At 62.5% G+C, this 15,178-nt stretch carries 14 protein-coding genes; 4 read left to right on the top strand and 10 right to left on the bottom strand.

Annotated elements, in window-relative coordinates; genetic code table 11:
- Positions 1-58: 58 nt before the first annotated feature.
- The 4 genes from lpxB to O3303_RS09405 all read right to left on the bottom strand — a co-directional run bounded on the left by lpxB (position 59) and on the right by O3303_RS09405 (position 3,918).
- On the bottom strand, positions 59-1,168 hold the full coding sequence (gene lpxB, locus O3303_RS09390; RefSeq protein ID WP_269561801.1) for a lipid-A-disaccharide synthase: 1,110 nt from the start codon (positions 1,166-1,168) through the stop codon (positions 59-61).
- A 154-nt stretch (positions 1,169-1,322) separates the two neighbouring features.
- A complete protein-coding gene (locus O3303_RS09395) occupies positions 1,323-1,742 on the bottom strand; it encodes a 6-pyruvoyl trahydropterin synthase family protein (protein ID WP_269561802.1) in 420 nt (139 codons plus the stop codon).
- A gap of 168 nt (positions 1,743-1,910) precedes the next feature.
- On the bottom strand, positions 1,911-2,912 hold the full coding sequence (locus O3303_RS09400) for a FecCD family ABC transporter permease (RefSeq protein ID WP_269561803.1): 1,002 nt from the start codon (positions 2,910-2,912) through the stop codon (positions 1,911-1,913).
- A gap of 103 nt (positions 2,913-3,015) precedes the next feature.
- Positions 3,016-3,918: an ABC transporter substrate-binding protein gene (locus O3303_RS09405; RefSeq protein ID WP_269561804.1), complete on the bottom strand. Its 903-nt coding sequence runs from the start codon at positions 3,916-3,918 to the stop codon at positions 3,016-3,018.
- Positions 3,919-4,079: 161 nt separating this feature from the next.
- On the opposite strand from O3303_RS09405, the gene rfaD reads away from it, so the two are divergent.
- Both rfaD and O3303_RS09415 read left to right on the top strand, forming a co-directional pair.
- On the top strand, positions 4,080-5,048 hold the full coding sequence (gene rfaD, locus O3303_RS09410) for an ADP-glyceromanno-heptose 6-epimerase (RefSeq protein ID WP_269561805.1): 969 nt from the start codon (positions 4,080-4,082) through the stop codon (positions 5,046-5,048).
- 217 nt (positions 5,049-5,265) lie between these two features.
- The gene (locus O3303_RS09415; RefSeq protein WP_269561806.1) at positions 5,266-6,651 is read left to right on the top strand and encodes an FAD/NAD(P)-binding protein; all 1,386 of its coding nucleotides are present in this window, start codon (positions 5,266-5,268) and stop codon (positions 6,649-6,651) included.
- Positions 6,652-6,721: 70 nt separating this feature from the next.
- On the opposite strand, the gene O3303_RS09420 is transcribed toward O3303_RS09415, so the two are convergent.
- From O3303_RS09420 to O3303_RS09435, 4 genes are all read right to left on the bottom strand, one after another.
- A complete protein-coding gene (locus O3303_RS09420; RefSeq protein ID WP_269561807.1) occupies positions 6,722-7,015 on the bottom strand; it encodes a hypothetical protein in 294 nt (97 codons plus the stop codon).
- Between the two features lie 289 nt (positions 7,016-7,304).
- Entirely contained in the window at positions 7,305-8,312 is a 1,008-nt protein-coding gene (locus O3303_RS09425) for a zinc-binding dehydrogenase (protein WP_269561808.1), read from the bottom strand.
- 228 nt (positions 8,313-8,540) lie between these two features.
- Positions 8,541-8,948, bottom strand: coding sequence for a thiol-disulfide oxidoreductase DCC family protein (locus tag O3303_RS09430; RefSeq protein WP_269561809.1), 408 nt, complete (start codon positions 8,946-8,948; stop codon positions 8,541-8,543).
- 75 nt (positions 8,949-9,023) lie between these two features.
- Positions 9,024-9,788: a Dph6-related ATP pyrophosphatase gene (locus tag O3303_RS09435; RefSeq protein ID WP_269561810.1), complete on the bottom strand. Its 765-nt coding sequence runs from the start codon at positions 9,786-9,788 to the stop codon at positions 9,024-9,026.
- Positions 9,789-9,910: 122 nt separating this feature from the next.
- On the opposite strand from O3303_RS09435, the gene O3303_RS09440 reads away from it, so the two are divergent.
- Entirely contained in the window at positions 9,911-10,231 is a 321-nt protein-coding gene (locus tag O3303_RS09440; RefSeq protein WP_269561811.1) for a hypothetical protein, read from the top strand.
- Positions 10,232-10,299: 68 nt separating this feature from the next.
- Here O3303_RS09440 and O3303_RS09445 read toward each other — a convergent pair whose 3' ends face one another.
- Positions 10,300-10,803: a DUF4126 family protein gene (locus O3303_RS09445; RefSeq protein WP_269561812.1), complete on the bottom strand. Its 504-nt coding sequence runs from the start codon at positions 10,801-10,803 to the stop codon at positions 10,300-10,302.
- A 407-nt stretch (positions 10,804-11,210) separates the two neighbouring features.
- On the opposite strand from O3303_RS09445, the gene O3303_RS09450 reads away from it, so the two are divergent.
- Complete coding sequence (locus tag O3303_RS09450) at positions 11,211-14,423, top strand: TonB-dependent receptor (protein WP_269561813.1); 3,213 nt, start codon at positions 11,211-11,213, stop codon at positions 14,421-14,423.
- A 96-nt stretch (positions 14,424-14,519) separates the two neighbouring features.
- Here O3303_RS09450 and O3303_RS09455 read toward each other — a convergent pair whose 3' ends face one another.
- Positions 14,520-15,149: a flavin reductase family protein gene (locus O3303_RS09455; RefSeq protein ID WP_269561814.1), complete on the bottom strand. Its 630-nt coding sequence runs from the start codon at positions 15,147-15,149 to the stop codon at positions 14,520-14,522.
- Positions 15,150-15,178 lie beyond the last annotated feature (29 nt).

Below are 15,178 nucleotides of genomic sequence, written 5' to 3' on the forward strand. Positions count from 1 at the left end.
AAAAGCAAAGCGGCTCTCCATGTGGAGAGCCGCTTTGCTTTTCAGTATGGGCTGTCTTCTATCCCTTCAAATACCCCACCATCAGCTTAGCTGCCTTCTCGGCGGATTTCTGCTGGCCTAGCTTCTCACGAATCTCGGCGTAATCGGCTTTTTGCTGGGCAATGAAGGCTTCGTCGGCGGTTACTTTCTTTAGCTCGATGACGAGGTTGCGGGAGTTGAACTCACCCTGGATCAGCTCTTTCACCACTTCCTTGTCGGCAATGAGGTTGACCAGGGAAATGTAGGGCACTTTGATGACGGCTTTTCCTATTGCGTAGGACACGGCGCTGGTGCGGTAGCACACCACCTGCGGCACGTTGAACAGCGCCGTTTCCAGCGTGGCAGTGCCGCTGGTGACCAGCGCGGCCTTGGCGTGCGCCAGCAGGTCGTAGGTCTGGTCGAAGATGATGCGAACGTTGTTGCGCTCGAAGTTCGCATAGTAGTTGGAGTCGAGGTTATCGACGCCAGCCACCACGAACTGGTACTGCATAAACGGCGGAATGATGGCCGTCATTTCGTAGAGCATTTCCTCGATTTCCTGCTTGCGCGAACCGGGCAGCACCGCAATAATGGGCCGCTCGGGGTCGAGGTGATTGCGCTGGTAAAAATCAGCAGCCGCTTGGTGCTCGGCTACCGAATCGGAAATGGGGTTGCCGATGTAGTCGACTTCGTAGCCGAAGCGCTGGTAGAAGTCTTTCTCGAAGGGCAGGATGACGAACATGCGGTCCACGAGCTTCTTCACGTTGTGGACGCGCCCTTGGTTCCAAGCCCATATTTTGGGCGATATGTAGTAAAACACCTTGATACCCTGCTCTTTGGCGAACTTAGCCACGCGCAGGTTGAAGCCGGCATAATCCACCAGAATCAGCACGTCGGGCTTGTATTCGAGCAAGTCGCGCTGGGCTTCTTTGAGGTAGCCGCGGAATTTGAGCACGCTCGTGGCCGCTTCCCAGAAACCCATGATGGCCATTTCCTGGTAGTGGCGCACCTGGGTGCCGCCCACGGCCTGCATCAGGTCGCCGCCCCAGAACCGAAACTCGGCCTGCGGGTCCTGCTGCTGCAGCTCGGCCATCAGGCTGGATGCGTGGAAGTCGCCGGACCGCTCGCCCGCAATGAGGTAGTACTTCATTCGATTTGTATGTGACGTTTAGAACGTCATGCTGAGCTTACCGAAGCATCTCTACCACTTCGTTTAATTGCTATTGCAATGAAGCGGCAGGGATGCTTCGGCAAGCGGACGCAAGATAAAGCATGACCGTTCTACTGGTTTAGCAGGCTATTCCTTATTCCTCGCCCAGGTACTCCACAAAATTGCGGGGCGTTTCGTAGAGCTTGATGCTGTGCAGGCGGGCGGAGGAAATCCGCTCGATTTCGGGCGCCAGAATCTGCCAGAACGCAATGGCCAGGTTTTCGGTGCTGGCCATCTGCCCCTGCATGAACGGCACATCGAGGTTCAGGTTTTTATGGTCTACCTGGTCGATGATGTGCGTGCGAATGACGGTGCTGAGCTGCTTGAGGTCGATGACGAAACCGGTTTCGGGGTCGGGCTTGCCCTTCACGGTCACGATGAGGTCGAAGTTGTGGCCATGCCAGTTGGTATTGGCGCAGGGGCCGAACACTTCCCGGTTGCGCTCTTCGCTCCACTTGGGGTTGTAGAGCTTGTGGGCGGCGTTGAAGTGTTCTTGTCGGCTGATGTAAATCATGGATAATGGGGACTTGGGGGCTTAGGGTCTTGGAGTATGGTGAGGCTGCACCGGAAAATCCGATTGCGGCAACTCCCTAAGCCACTACTGAAGCGGGACAGGTAAGATCCTGGTTAAGAGAGCCTACGCGTCGTTGAATATCATCCAAGACCCCAAGCCCCCAAGTCCCTAAGACCCTTTCTGCCGCAGCAAATATACGAAGAACGGTACGCCGAACAGGGCCGTGACCAGGCCAACCGGCAGGCCAGCCGGCGGGTAGAGCACCCGCGCCAGCAGGTCGCAGGCCAGCAGGAAATTGGCCCCGAGCAGGGCGCAGAACAACATGTTGGCGCGGCCCGTGACGCCCAGTAGCCAGCGCGTGAGGTGCGGCACCATCAAACCCACAAACCCCACCGGGCCGCACAACGCCACCACGCAGCCCGTGAGGGCCGAGGCCGTGAGCAGCAGCAGCCAGCGCGTGCGGGCGACGTGCACGCCCAGCGCCTGCGCCCGTTCTTCGCCCAGCAGCAGGATATTCAGGTCTTTCTGCACGAAGCCGAACAGCAGCAGGGCCGCCGCCAGCAGCAGCGCCGGATACGGCAGCACCGCCCAGCCGGCCCGCTCGAAGCTGCCGGCGGCCCAGAACGTGACGCTGCGAAGCCGCTCCTGCGTGGCCGACAAAAACGTGAACACGCCCCCGATTGCCGTGGTGAGGGAGCCCAGCGCCACCCCCGCCAGCAGCAGCTGCGCCGGCAGAATCTGGCCCCGGCGGCTGCCCACGGCCACCACTACCAGTGTGGTGCCCAAGGCCCCGGCCAGCGCAAACAGCGGCGGCAGGTAGAAGCCGCCCACCGTGAGCACCGGCAGCAACGAATACGCCAGAATAGCCCCCAACGACCCACCCGACGCCGTGCCCAGAAGGTACGGGTCGGCCAGCGGATTATTGACCATGGCCTGCATCAGGTAGCCGCTGAACGCCAGGCTGCCACCGGCCAGCAGGGCCAGCAGAATCCGGGGCAGGCGCAGCTCCAGCAGCACCAGCTGGGCGGGGTCCTGGGGGTTGTAGTGCGTGAGCGTCTGCCAGACGAAGGCGTAGCTGGTGGCGTAAGACCCGATGCGCAGCCCCACCACCACCAGCCCCAACATCAGCAGCAGGCTGGCCACAATCCAGGGCAGAGCAGGTCGGTTCATCAGCGGCAAAAGTAGCTGTCAGTTTTTGGTTGTCAGTTGCTGGTTGTCAGTTGTTAGTTTCCAGAATCACATTGACTGATAACTGACAACCAAAAACTGACAACTACTTCAACAGCCGTTGCAGCTCGCGCACCGATTCCACCACGCGCGGGCCGGGGCGCTCCATGAGGCTGCCGGTGATGCCGTAGACACGGCGCTGCTGATACGCCTGAATGCGCTTCAGTTCGGGGTAGTTGCGGAAGAAGGTGCTGTCCAGCTTGCCGAAGCTGCCGCCGATGAGCACGTCGGGGTTGAGCTTCAGAATATACTCGCGGGTGAGGGCCGGGTAGGGCTGCGCGAACTGATCGACCACGGCGTTCCGGCCGCCAGCCAGCCGGATTTTATCGGTGAAGAGCGTGTTCTGGCCGTAGGCGTAGATAGGGTCCTGCCAAGTGATAGCCAGCACGCGGGGCGGCTTCTGGCGCGGTGGTGTGGCCGCCGCCACGGCCCGCAGCTCCCGCCGCAGCGAGTCGGTGAGGCGGCGCGCCTGGGGCTGGCGGCCCAGGATGCGGCCAATGTCCTGCAGGCCCCGAAACACGTCTTCCACAGTCGTGAAGCGCTGATAGTACACCGGAATGCCGAAGCCCGCCAGCCGCGCCGCGTCTTCCTGCGACGTAATGCCTTCCACCGTAAACACCACGTCGGGGTGCAGGGCCACCAGCTTTTCCATGTCCAGCGGGTAGCTGCTGACCACGGGCTTGCGGAGCGCCGCCGCCGGATAGTCGCAGACCTGGGTGCGGGCAATGATGGTGGCCGTATCGGCCACGGCGTAGAGCATTTCGGTGCTGGAAGCGGCCAGCGCCATGATGCGGCGCGGCCGGGCGGCTACCTGCAGCGGGCGGCCCAGGTCGTCGCGGAGCTGCTGGGGGGCGGCGGGCGGTACGGTAGTGGTGGCAGGCGGGTCGGATTGGCAGGCGGCCAGCGCGGTCAGCAGCAGCGGCGTCAGGCGCCGGAATAAGAAAGGCATACCCCAAAAGTACCACCAAGCGGCGCTTCCGCCGCGGCCCGATTTTCGGGGTTTGGCATGGCCGGGCAAAGCGCTTGTTCAAGCTTCGACGGGAAAGAAATCAGCGGCATCTCAACAATCCGCGTAGTCTGTGCTTTACTTTTGACTAAAATCCCTGCCTTATGATAGTCGTCACCGGAGCCGCCGGCTTTATTGCCAGCGGCCTTGTTACCCGCCTCAACGCCGCCAAGTTCAACGATATTGTGGTGGTTGATAACTTCGCCGTGGAGCGCAAGCTGGCCAACCTTACCGGCAAGCACCTGCGCGAATACGTGGACCGCAACGAGTTTTTTGACTGGCTCGATATTAACCACGCCGAAGTGGAGTTTGTCTTCCACCTCGGAGCCCGCACCGACACCACCGAGCAGGACCGCGCCGTGCTCGACCTGCTCAACCTCGACTACTCCAAGCGGATGTGGCAGGCCTGCGTGCAGTACCAGCTGCCGCTGGTGTACGCCTCGTCGGCGGCCACCTACGGCTCGGGCACGCTCGGCTACTCCGACCACGACGACGCGCTGCTGCCCCTCTACCGCCCGCTCAACCCCTACGGCGACTCCAAAAACGACTTCGACAACTGGGCCATCAACCAGCCGGAGAAGCCGTTTTTCTGGGCCGGCCTGAAGTTTTTCAACGTCTACGGTCCCAACGAGTACCACAAAAGCCGCATGGCGTCCGTGATTCTGCACGCTTTCGAGCAGATCCGCAAAACGGGCTCCATGACGCTGTTCCGCTCGCACAACCCCAACTTCACCGACGGCGGCCAGATGCGCGACTTCGTGTATGTGAAGGATGTGGTGGAGGTGTGTTTGTTTCTGATGCACCACCGCCGCAACTCCGGTATCTACAACCTGGGCACCGGCGAGGCCCGCACCTTCCTCGACCTGGCCCTCAACACCTTCGCCGCCCTCGACCGCACGGCCGATATCCGGTTCATCGACACGCCTGAGGATATCCGCGACAAGTACCAGTACTTCACGCAGGCCGACATGAGCAAGCTGCGCGGCATCGGCTACGAGCGGCCCTTCACCCGCCTCGAAGACGGCATCGACGACTACGTGCGCAATTACTTGGTGCCGGGCGCCTATCTGTAGCCGGCCCTAATTTTATTGTTCGCCGCCATTCGTCCGCCGGCCACCTGTTTTTTGAAGCAGAATGTGGCTTAGCGGCATCAGCAGCCCGGTTGTGGTAGTTCCACGGCCGGGCTGCTGTGCGACAGGGTTTCGGCCATATTCGGCCCGGATTTGTTAAGAACTATTTTTCACCCATTTTTTCGGGCCCATTCGCCAACCCCTATTCCTCTTCCCCCTCTTGCAGCAGCCGACAATCACGATTCTGGGAGGAGGCTTTTCGGGCTCGATGGTGGCGCTGCAGCTGGCGCGGCAGCCGGGGGCGTGGCATGGCGGCACGGTGCATCTGGTAGAGCCGCGGCCGGTGCCCGGGCCCGGCCTGGCCTACACGGCGCGCCGCCCCGAGTACCTGCTCAACGTGCGCGCCGCCGCCCTCAGCGCCTTCCCCGACCAACCCACGCACTTCACCGACTGGCTGCAGGCCAACGGCCTGGCGTGTGAGCAGAGCTTCTGCTCGCGCCAGACCTACGGCCGCTACCTGCAGGAGCTGGTAGCCGGCCTGCTGGCGGGCCCGGCCGCCAACGGCCTCCAGTTTGAGTGGCACCCGCAAGCCGCCACGGCCGCCGAGATGTCGCCCGATGGCCGCCGCGCCACCGTGCATCTGCCCGATGGTACCGCGCTGATTTCGGATGCTGTGGTGCTGGCACTCGGCAACTTCCCGCCCCTCTCCCCTGCCGGGCCGGGCGCTTACCTCACGCACCCGAACTTCCACGGCAACCCGTGGGCGGCAGGGGCTTTGCGCACCATTGGGCTGGATGAGGAAGTGCTGCTGATTGGCTCGGGCCTGACGGCCGTGGATGTGCTGCTGGGCTTGCGCGCCGACGGCCACCGGGCCCCAGTTACCATTGTATCGAGGCACCAGCGCTGGCCGGTGGTGCACGGGCCGGCCACTGCCCCCTACCCCAGCTTCTACCACACTGACCTGCAGGACCTGGCCTCCGTGGGGGCCGTGCTGGCCACCGTGCGCCGCCGCATCCGGCAGGCCGCCGCCCAGGGCCACGACTGGCGGCCCGTGTTCGACTCGCTCCGCCCGCATCTGGGCCAAATCTGGGCGGCGTGGCCACCGGCGGAGCAGGCGCGGTTTCTGAGGCATCTGGCATCTCTGTGGGCGGTGCTACGCCACCGCAGCCCCCCACAGAACGACGCCATCATGCGCGACATGCTGGCCACCGGCCAGGCCCGCATGCACCTGGGCCGCGTGCGTGGCATCTCAGTAGCCGACAACCACGACTTGCTGGTGCACACCCAGCATCAGCACACCGAATCCGTGCTCCGCACCCAACACGTCGTCAGCTGCACCGGGCCGCTACTCGACTACAGCCGGATCAGCGACCCGCTGGTGGTGAGCCTGCGCGACGCCGGCCAGCTGGTGCCAGACGCGTTGCGGCTGGGTATCCAGACCGATGCGCGGGGGGCGCTGCTGAACCGGCACGGCCAGCCGTCACAGGTGCTGTTTACGCTGGGTCCCAGCCGCCGCCCCGCCTACTTCGAGTCGACGGCGGTGCCGGAGTTGCGGGAGCAGGCCGTGGCGCTGGCGCGGGAGCTGGCCAGCCGCTGGCAGCAGTAGTAGGCACCAAAAAGCCCTGAACCGAAATGGCTCAGGGCTTTTGCATAGTGGTTTTTATTCCCCGGCAGGTTTACGCGGCTTGCTCATCCGGGTACAGCGGAAATACCGGCGTGGAAGGGCGGATGGAGAATTCGCGCACGCCGGAAGCCGGCGGCACCAGGGCCGGGCCCACGGCCGATTCGGCGCGGTTGCGGCGCAGGGCCCGCATCAGCAGATACTTATACTTCTCGGCATCGGCGAGGGCGGCTTCCACGGCGCGCAGCGCATCGGTGTAGGCTACTACGGGCACCGATTCGGCTGCTTCGCCCGTTGGATACGTCAGTTCAAAAACCGGGCATTGCAGGTATTCAGCAGGCGTTTTCATGGGGGCAAGTTACCGGATTCCGGGGTTGAAATCCTAACAAAATACTAACACAGCTAGCATTTTATTCATTCCGTATACGTCCACTATTTTAATTGGATTAATAATTTTCAAATTATTGATTTTCAATAATTTACAATATAAATCGCCAGGCGGATAAATACTCATTTCTAAACTACCATTGCCTCAGATGCTGCTTTTTGATTTCGGGGCTGTCACTGATGGCCAAACACACAAACGCCCGCTACCGACAGGTCGGCAGCGGGCGTCTGGTCTGTGCTGAGTTTCCCGCTTATTCGCCGGCAATGCGCAGCACGATCTTGCCGAACTGCAGGCCTTCGTCCATGCGGCGCAGGGCGGCTTCGCCCTCGGCCAGCGCAAACGTCTCGTCTATTTCCGGCACGATGCCGTGCTGCTCGAACAGCTCCGCCATGGCGGCGAAGTCCTGCTCGGTGCCCATGGTGGAGCCCAGGATGGAAAGCTGCTTCCAGAACACCTTGGCGGCCGGCACTGAGGGCATATTGCCCTGCGTGGCCCCGTAGAACACGATGCGCCCGCCCGGCGCGGCGGCGTCCAGCAGATCGAGGAAGCCCGGCCCGGCCGCGCTGTCCACGATGACGTCGAAGCCGCCGCCGGCCTGCTTGGTGAGAGTCGCGGGCCATTTTTCGGTGTGGTAGCTGATGCCGCCTTTGGCGCCCAGGGCTACGGCGCGGGTAATCTTCTCTTCCGAGCCCGACGTCACCCATACCTCGGCGCCCACGGCCACGGCCATCTGCAGGGCCAGCAGCGCCACGCCGCCGCCCACGCCACTGATGAGCACCCGCTCGCCGGGCTGCAGCGCCGCCCGCGTGAACACGGCGCGGTAGGCCGTGACGCCGCCCAGCGGCAGCGCGGCGGCCTGCTCGAAACTCAGGTGCGCAGGCTTAGCCCGCACTTGGCGGGCTTCTACGCACACGTATTCGGCGAAGGTGCCATCCTGCGGCAAGCCCAGAATCTGAAAGTCGCGGCCCTGGGCGGCGGGGTGCTCACCCCACTGCCGACCGGGGTTGATGAGCACGGCCTGGCCCAGTAGGCTGGCATCGGTGCCTTCGCCAACGGCCGTCACGGTGCCGGCGCCATCGGAACCGAGGATGATGGGGAATTTCAGGCCAGCATACTGGCCTTTTTGGATCCAGACGTCGCGGTGGTTGAGGGCGGCGGCGTGCAGGCGCACCTGCACCTCACCGGCAGCCGGCTGCGGAGTGGGCACTTCGCGCAGCTGCACGGCTTGGTTGATGCCATCAAGAACTAGAGCTTGCATATTTTTAGTGATGAGGTGATGGAGTTATGAGGTGGCAGGTGGCAGGTGGCAGGTGGCAGGTGGCAGGTGGCAGGTGGCAGGTGGCAGGTGGCAGGGAGGAAGATGCTGCCACGGAGCGGCTGTTTGCACCGGGGCGACGGAAAAGTTTCTGATACTGGAGGGCGTACAGGTGCCGGATGACGGGGATTCCCGCGTGGTGCTCGGTCGGCTGCCGTACTGTCGGAGGGCTTACAGGAAACGTGCTTTCAGCTCGGGAGTTGGGAGCCAGCAGGCTTCCTGGCGGCCAAACCAGCGGTAGCGGTGGCGGGCAATCAGCCGGTATACGGCGTCACGCAGGGGGCGCGGAAACCACCGGCCCACCCGGGCCAGCACCGCCCACCCGCCACCCAGGCCCGCCAGAATGCCCAGCGCCGCCGCCGAATGCGTGTAGGCCTGGCCATCGGCCACCAGCACCACCGAGTCGGGCTCGGGGGGCGCGGGCAGGCGGTATTCGCGCAGCAGCGCCTGCCCCGCTGCCGACTGCAGGGCCGCAAACCGGAACCGGGCGGCCGCATCGTGCTCAATCACAAACTGTACAAACCCGTTGCAGAGGTTGCACACACCATCGAAGAGCACAATATGGGAGGAAGCGGGCATAGGCAAGAAAGCGGGCGGTTTTGGGTACAGGACTGCCTGAGCGGCCGGATTGTTTCGGCACGGCCGTGGGCCACGCTAGGGCGCGCCGGGCGTAGTGGCGGGCAGCAGGTCGCAGTACCAGAAGCCGGGCTCGAACGGGTCGGGGGCGGCGGGAGCATCGGCGGCGGCAGGTGGGCAGACGGTGCTGGCTGCGGCCGGCCGCTGGTAGGTGCGGCGCACGATTTCGCCCTGCTCAAAGGCAATGGGCGCGCTGAAATAGGGCGCGTCGAACACGAAGCTGTGGTACTCGCCGTTTTCGCCGCAGCTGTCCACGCCGGGCGGCAGGTCGCGCAGGAAGTCGGCGTTCAGCTCACGGCCGCAGAAGCTGGCGTCGAGGTACTTTTCGTTGACACACACCACCACGGCCCGGAAGCCCAGGTCGAGGTATTCGCGCAGCAAATCGGCATTGGAGCGCTGCCAGAGCGGAAACACGGCCTCCATACCCACCCGCGCCAGCTGCTGCTCGCGGTAGTGGCGCAGGTCTTCGAGGTAGATGTCGCCGAAGACGGCGTGCCGGATACCACGGGCCTGCAGCGGGGCCAGGGTGGCGGCCATCAGGCGCTCGTAGTCGGCCATATCGGGCATTTCGGGCAGCTCCAGGGTGGTGAGCGGCAGGCCGATGCGCTGGGCCTGCTGCTCCAGCAGCGCCACCCGCACCCCGTGCATCGACACGCGCTGGTAGTGGGCATTGACGCTGGTGAGCAGGTCGGTGACGTGGTAGCGTGGGTCGCGCAGGGCGTGGTAGAGGGCGAGGGCCGAGTCTTTGCCCCCGCTCCAGTTCATGAGGGTTGGGGCGGGCATACGCCAAAGGTAGGCCGCCCCGGCCAAGTCAGCCGCAACCGAAGCAGGCCCTACGCCGTTTGCCCAGAAGCTACTGGCTATCCGCTCATCGTCTTACTACTCCTTCATCTGCTTCACCTGCCATGAAACGTCTTCCTTCCCTCCTGCTGGCCTGCAGCCTGGGCCTGGGCCTCACCGCCTGCGACTACAACAAAACGCCCGGCAAAGACCCGCAAGCCAGCCAAGACTTCACCGAAGCCCCCGCCGCTACCACCAACGAAACCGACCGGGACAGTCTCAGCGGCGGCCAGCGCGTGGAAACCCCAACCGGCAAAGGCTCAGCCGCCGACCAGCAAACCTCACCGGACGCCGGCCTGCAAAGTGCCCCCGGTAACGCCACTTCGCCAGTCAACAACATGCCGGAGGAGTCGTCCGAAGCCCGCTCTACGGGGGGTAAAGACTAGCCTCCCTAATGCACAAAAAAAGCCCGCCAGCACTAAGCTGACGGGCTTTTTTGTATTCTGGCGACCCGCTACAGCGCGTAGCCGGCGGGGGCTCCGGCCGAGCTGCCTTTGGACAGCGCCAGCCCACTGCCCAGTACCAGCAGATCCTCGAAGCCGCCTACTACGGAGATAGGCAGACCCGATTCGCGGGTGGCCTTTTTGCGCAGCCAGAAGCTGCCGAACGTAGCCACCCCGGCAACCAGCCCACCCAGCAGCGCCCCGTTGCGGGTTTTGCCGTGGTTGGCGCGGTACAGGGCCGCCCCTACCAGCGCGCCCGATAGCAGGCGGCCCAGCAGCACAGGCGGCGCAATCCGGTCGGGTGTTTGCGGGAGCTTGTCGCCGACCATTTCGCCACCGGCCAGCAGCTTGAGGCCGGTAGCCACCAGCGGCTTCTGCAGGTAGCGGAGCGGCGAGCCAACCAAGCCCTGCGGATGAAATTTCACGAGGTTGGCGCTGAGCAGGGCCGGCGCCGTCATGCTGCGGAAACCGGCCACGGCGCCCAGGCCGACAGTTTGCCAGAAGTGTTTCGTCATATTCGGGAAGTGCTATACAAGAATGAGGAACGACGGTACTGCCTTTAACGCAACTCGCACAGCACAGGCTGAATCAGGTCTAACACGGACTGGCGGCCCAAGACCCACAGACACCTGCTTTTTATCAATATAGTTCAATTAAACACTTAAGCTATCCATTCACCTAACAGCGAAGCCATGCCCCGTCAACAGCATTCGGGCGGAAAAAACAGGTATGCTCATATATATTTATTAACTATTTATTTTTTTATATCTTATATTGTTAACGTACTGATATTCAACACTTGTATAATATCATATTTCCAAATTGTTACCAAATTGTTATGCAAGCATAATTCACATAAAGTTCATCTACTTTTGCACCGAAATTCCGGGAGGATGTTCCGGATAAACAAAAAAGCTCCCTTATGATGAACAGAATTGTACTGTTTCTACTGCTCGGCTTTGTGCTTTTCACGAGTAGCAAAACACTGCTGGCGCAAGGTGTAACTACCTCCGCCATGAAAGGCCTCGTGCTGGATGCCAAAGGCCAGCCGCTACCCGGTGCCACCGTGGTGGCCACGCACCTGCCCTCAGGCACCAAATACGGCACCGCCACCCGCGACAACGGCCAATATGACCTGCTGAACATGCGCGTCGGCGGCCCTTATGAGCTGGTGGTATCGTTTGTGGGCGCCCGCACCTACACCGACACCAACATTCAGTTGGCGCTGGGCAAGACGTTTGAGAGCAAGGTGACGCTTTCCGATGACGCGCAGGCGCTGGGCGAAGTGGTGGTAAAAGGCAACCGCGACGGCCAGATCAACAAGGACCGTACCGGCGCTTCCACCAACGTGAGCAGCGCCGCCATCCGGACGCTGCCCACCATCAGCCGCTCGCAGGAGGACTTCACACGCCTGACGCCGCAAAGCAGCGGCCTGAGCTTTGGGGGGCGCAACACGCTCTATAACAACTTCTCGCTCGACGGCTCCATCTTCAACAACTCCTTCGGGCTGGATGCGCCTACACCAGGCGGCCAGACCAACTCGCAGCCGGTTTCGCTGGATGCCATCGAGCAGCTGGAAGTAAGCTTGGCTCCTTTTGATGTGCGCCAGGGCGGTTTTACGGGTGCCGGCGTGAATGCCGTAACCAAGAGCGGCACCAACTCCTTCAAGGGCACGGTGTACACATACCTGCGCAACGAGAAGCTGATTGGCGAGAAGGTAGGCGACGTGACCGTCCGCAACCCCGACCTGAAATTCAACCAGACCGGCTTCGCCCTGGGCGGCCCGATCATCAAGAACAAGCTGTTCTTCTTCACCAACGCCGAAATCACGCGCCGCGACGATCCGGGCCTGACGTTTCGGCCCGCCACCAGCGCCACTGAAGCCCAGGCTGCTATTGATGGCCGCGCCGATGGCGTGAGCCGTGTACTGCAAAGCGACCTGGACGCCATCCGGCAGCGCCTGATCAGCGTGTACGGCTACGACCCCGGCACCTACCAGGACTTCACCTACCGCACCTACAGCGACAAGTTCCTGGCCAAGTTCGACTGGAACATCAACGAGAAGAATACCTTTTCGCTGCGCTACAACTACCTGAAGAGCTACCGCGAGCAGGGCCCCCACCCGATTGCCATTGCCCCGTCGTCGCGGGTGCAGGGCGTGAACACGCTGCAGTATTCCAACTCGGGCTACACCATCAACAACAACCTGAACTCGGTGGTGGGTGAGCTGAACTCGCGCTTCGGCGAGCGGCTCAGCAACAAGGCGCAGCTGAGTTTCTCGGCCTTCCGCGACTTCCGCGACCTGCCCGACGCCGGCCTGTTTCCGCAGATCGACATCACCAAGAACGGCACCACCTACGTGAGCGTGGGCACCGAGCAGTTTTCGGCAGAAAACCGCCTGAACCAGAACATCACGCAGTTTACCGACAACCTGAGCTACTTTGCTGGGGCGCACGTGCTGACTGGCGGCGTAACCTACGAGCGGTTCGACTTCGTGAATGACTTCAACCTGCAGCGCTTCGGCTATCCGTTCTTCGGTGGGCTCGACATTGACCGGTTCTTCCAGGTAACGGACCGCGCGAACCCCAACTTTGTGGATCTGAACGCCATTGCCACGACCGGCGGTACCCGCCGCATCAAGTCTGTAGACGTGAACGTGGCCCAGCTAGGCCTCTACGCCCAGGACGAGTGGAACGTGACGCCTAACTTCAAATTGACGCTGGGTGTGCGCGCCGACATGCCGATTTACAACACCGACGTGGCCCAGAACACACAGATTCTGAACGCGCCGCTGCTAGACTCGGAAGGCAAAGCGGCGAAGGTGGACGTGACCGAATTCCCGAAGGCCACGCCGCTGTGGTCGCCGCGCCTGGGCTTCAACTACTCGGCCGACAACGGCGAGCTGACCACGCAGGTGCGCGGCGGTACGGGCATCTTCACGGGCCGCATCCCGTTCGTGTGGATCAGCAACCAGGCCTCCAACTCGCAGTTCGACCCCGGCTATACGTTCCAGATCAACGGCACGGCCCGCGACTTCAAGTTTCCGCAGGTATGGCGCTCTAACCTGGCCATCGACCAGGAGCTGCCGCTGGGCATTGTAGCTACGCTGGAAGGCATTTACTCCAAAGACCGCAACGCGGCCATTCACCGCAACTACAACCTCGTAACGCCCACTGAGCGCCTGGCAGGGTTTGATGACCGCCTGATCTATCCGGCGGCCGGCCCGCGCATCACGCCCGGCTTCACCGGTCCCGACGGGCAGTTCAGCTTCCTCGATGCCGGCGTGATTGTGCTGGAAAACACCAATAAAGGTTACCAGTACAGCCTCACGGGCCAGCTTAAGAAGGACTTCGCCAACGGCCTCTACGTGCTGGGAGCCTACACCTATTCGCAAGCCAAGGACGTGACGTCGAACCCCGGCGAAATTGCCGCCGACGCATTCCAGCGCAACCCCGTGGTGGGCAACGCCAACGATCCGCAGCTGGCCTTCAGCGACTTCGGGCTGCAGCACCGCATCATCGGGGCAGCTGGCAAGCGGTTTGAATACGCCAACAAACGGATGGCCACTACGCTGAGCTTCTTCTTTGAGGCCGCCCAGGGCAACCGCTTCTCTTACACCTACGCCGGCGACCTGAACCGCGACGGCATCTTCGGCAACGACCTGCTGAAAGTACCAGCTACCCGCGACCAGATCAACCTGATAGACATCCGCGACCAGCAGGGCAACGTGCTGGTGACGGCCGCGCAACAGTGGGAGCAGCTGGATGCCTACATCCGCCAGGACGACTACCTCTCTGAGCGCCGGGATAACTTCACGGAGCGCAACGGCGCCATCAGCCCCTGGTACACGCAGCTGGACGCCAAGCTGCTGCAGGATTTCTCGCTGATGGCCGGCGAGAAGAAGCACACGTTCCAGCTGAGCCTCGACATCCAGAACCTGGGCAACCTGATCAGCCCGGACTGGGGCGTACGCCGCGTATTCGCCAACAACCGCTTCATTGAAACGGCTTACCTGCCCGCCGCCCCCAACACGCCGGTGTACCAGTTCCGCGGTGGCCAGCAGACGTTCATCAACAACACCGACCTCAACAGCCGCTGGCGCGCCCAGATTGGCCTGCGCTACATCCTCGACTAGCGCATTTGGTTGAAAGCAAAAGCCCCGAAGCACTATGCTTCGGGGCTTTTTTTGTGGGCAACTGTCATTCCGACCGGAGGGGGGAATGACAACAGGCTACTTTGGCTGGGGGCCCTGGCCGGGGCGGGCGTAGGCAAAGGCGCCGATGGACTGGGCCTGATAGTAGGTATCGAGGCCGGAGATACAGACGGCCTCGGCGGCGGGCAGGTCGAGGGTGCCGTCGGGCAGCAGCAGGGCCTCGGGCAGGTAGATGTGCTCGACGGTGCCCACCAGCAGCACCGTGCCGTTGTGAATGGGCAGTTCCTCTTTCAGGCGCAGCCCGATGCTGATGGGGCTTTCGGCCACGTAGGGCGCGGGGAAACCGTCGCGCCAGGCCGCCGTGAAGCCGCAGGCGTCAAACTCCGATTCGTTGGCGGGGAAGTCGGCGGAGGTGTAGTGGGCCTGCGCTACGTGGCTGGTGGGCACGTGATTGATGGTGAAGCAGCCCGTATCCTTGAGGTTCTGGTAGGTGTGGCGTGGCACGGTGGTTGGGCGCGTGACGAGGCCCAGCACCGCCGGCGCCGAGCCCAGATGCAGCACCGAGCTGAAAATGGCCAGGTTGGTGGCACCATCGGGCGTGGCCGTGCCGATGAGGTTGGCCGGCTTGTAGCCGGGCAGGGCATTGATGAGATTGAGGCGAAAGATTTTCTCCAGGCCCAGAATATCATCGGAAGTAAGGTGGCGCATGACGGTATAAGTGGTAGTAAAAAGCAAGC

This window comes from Hymenobacter canadensis, from assembly GCF_027359925.1.
GTDB lineage: Bacteria > Bacteroidota > Bacteroidia > Cytophagales > Hymenobacteraceae > Hymenobacter > Hymenobacter canadensis.

Coding starts and splice junctions, on each gene's coding strand:
- lpxB (WP_269561801.1), bottom strand. CDS start 1,168: ATGAAGTACTACCTCATTGCGGGCGAGCGGTCCGGCGACTTCCACGCA.
- O3303_RS09395 (WP_269561802.1), bottom strand. CDS start 1,742: ATGATTTACATCAGCCGACAAGAACACTTCAACGCCGCCCACAAGCTC.
- O3303_RS09400 (WP_269561803.1), bottom strand. CDS start 2,912: ATGAACCGACCTGCTCTGCCCTGGATTGTGGCCAGCCTGCTGCTGATG.
- O3303_RS09405 (WP_269561804.1), bottom strand. CDS start 3,918: ATGCCTTTCTTATTCCGGCGCCTGACGCCGCTGCTGCTGACCGCGCTG.
- rfaD (WP_269561805.1), top strand. CDS start 4,080: ATGATAGTCGTCACCGGAGCCGCCGGCTTTATTGCCAGCGGCCTTGTT.
- O3303_RS09420 (WP_269561807.1), bottom strand. CDS start 7,015: ATGAAAACGCCTGCTGAATACCTGCAATGCCCGGTTTTTGAACTGACG.
- O3303_RS09425 (WP_269561808.1), bottom strand. CDS start 8,312: ATGCAAGCTCTAGTTCTTGATGGCATCAACCAAGCCGTGCAGCTGCGC.
- O3303_RS09430 (WP_269561809.1), bottom strand. CDS start 8,948: ATGCCCGCTTCCTCCCATATTGTGCTCTTCGATGGTGTGTGCAACCTC.
- O3303_RS09435 (WP_269561810.1), bottom strand. CDS start 9,788: ATGCCCGCCCCAACCCTCATGAACTGGAGCGGGGGCAAAGACTCGGCC.
- O3303_RS09440 (WP_269561811.1), top strand. CDS start 9,911: ATGAAACGTCTTCCTTCCCTCCTGCTGGCCTGCAGCCTGGGCCTGGGC.
- O3303_RS09445 (WP_269561812.1), bottom strand. CDS start 10,803: ATGACGAAACACTTCTGGCAAACTGTCGGCCTGGGCGCCGTGGCCGGT.
- O3303_RS09450 (WP_269561813.1), top strand. CDS start 11,211: ATGATGAACAGAATTGTACTGTTTCTACTGCTCGGCTTTGTGCTTTTC.
- O3303_RS09455 (WP_269561814.1), bottom strand. CDS start 15,149: ATGCGCCACCTTACTTCCGATGATATTCTGGGCCTGGAGAAAATCTTT.